The 1,333-nt window shown below is 66.5% G+C and carries 1 protein-coding gene; it reads left to right on the plus strand.

Annotation, left to right across the window (positions count from 1 at the left end; genetic code table 11):
- Positions 1 to 277: 277 nt before the first annotated feature.
- Positions 278 to 1,291, plus strand: coding sequence for an ISAs1 family transposase (locus tag ABZ646_RS46760; RefSeq protein WP_360533927.1), 1,014 nt, complete (start codon positions 278 to 280; stop codon positions 1,289 to 1,291).
- Positions 1,292 to 1,333: the final 42 nt, after the last annotated feature.

A 1,333-nucleotide genomic window follows, 5' to 3' on the forward strand; every position in this document is an offset into this window, starting at 1 on the left:
GCAGGGCGGTTTCAAAGTCCTGTCGATCAAGGATCCATGCTGGTCACAGCATCATGACGATGGGGGTGGCGGGCCGCCACGCATGCAACGAAGCTCCGGTTGATGCCGGTGACCTACCAAGTCGCCTGTACCGTCCGGAGCTTCGATGTGTCGTCAGTCTGCCACCGTATGTCTGGTCAAGTCGCCCTCGCGTCAGCACCGTGTGATCGTCGACCTGCCCTCCCGGCTGGCGACCTTGCCCGATCCACGTGACCGGCGCGGAAGGCGTCACCCGTTCGTGAGCGTGCTGCTGATGGCCTGTTCGGCGGTCATGTGCGGAGCTCGGTCCTTTGCGGCGATCGGGCAGTGGGCGCGAAACGCTCCGCAGGACACCCTGGCCCGGCTCGGCGCCCGGACTGTGTCTGCCTTCGCGGTGTGCATCGCGCCGAGCACGGCGACGATCCGTCGGATCATCAACCGAGTCTGCCCAGGTGGCCTCGCCGACCTGCTGGGATGCGACCCGTCCGAGGCCGACACCCTGGCCGTGGACGGCAAGAGCGCCCGCGGCTCCCGCCACGGTGAGACCCCGGCCGCGCACCTGCTCGCCGCCGTGACCGGTGGCGGGCTGACCATCACGCAGTTGCGGGTCCCGGATAAGACGAATGAAATCACCTGCTTCGCCGACCTGTTGGCCCCGTTCGACCTGACCGGGGTGACCGTGACGGCCGATGCTCTGCACGCCCAGCGCGGCCACGCCCGCTTCCTCGTCGAGGAGAAGAAGGCGCACTACGCGCTGTGTGTGAAGAAGAACCAGGCCGGTCTCTACGAGCGGCTGCACACGCTGCCCTGGAGGGAAGTGACCGCGAAGTTCTACGACCGCACCGAGGGGCACGGCCGAAAGGAGACCCGCGTGGTGCAGGTCCTGACCGTCGATGACCTCGACTTCCCGCACGCCGCACAGGTCGCCCGGGTCGTACGCCACCGCACCTGCCTGAAGACCGGCAGGCGCAGCCGCGAGACCGTTTACGTCATCACCGATCTGACCAGCCGAAGAGCCTCTCCGCAGCGGCTCGCGAAGATCATTCGTTCGCAGTGGGTCATCGAAAACCGGCTCCACTTCGTCCGCGACACCGCCTTCCGCGAAGACGCCTCCAAGATCCACACCGAGCACGGCCCAGAGAACATGGCCACCTTGCGCAGCTTCGCGATCAACTGCCTCCGTGCCGCAGGCCACCACAACATCGCCGCCGGACTCCGCGAAATGTCCTACGAGCCATTCACCCGTCCCCTGGCTCTCCTCGGACTCCGCTGACCAGCACAGACGCACCAACGATCAGACTTTGAAACCGCCCTG

This window comes from Streptomyces sp. NPDC007162 (genome assembly GCF_040634175.1).
In the GTDB taxonomy this organism is placed as follows: Bacteria; Actinomycetota; Actinomycetes; order Streptomycetales; family Streptomycetaceae; genus Streptomyces.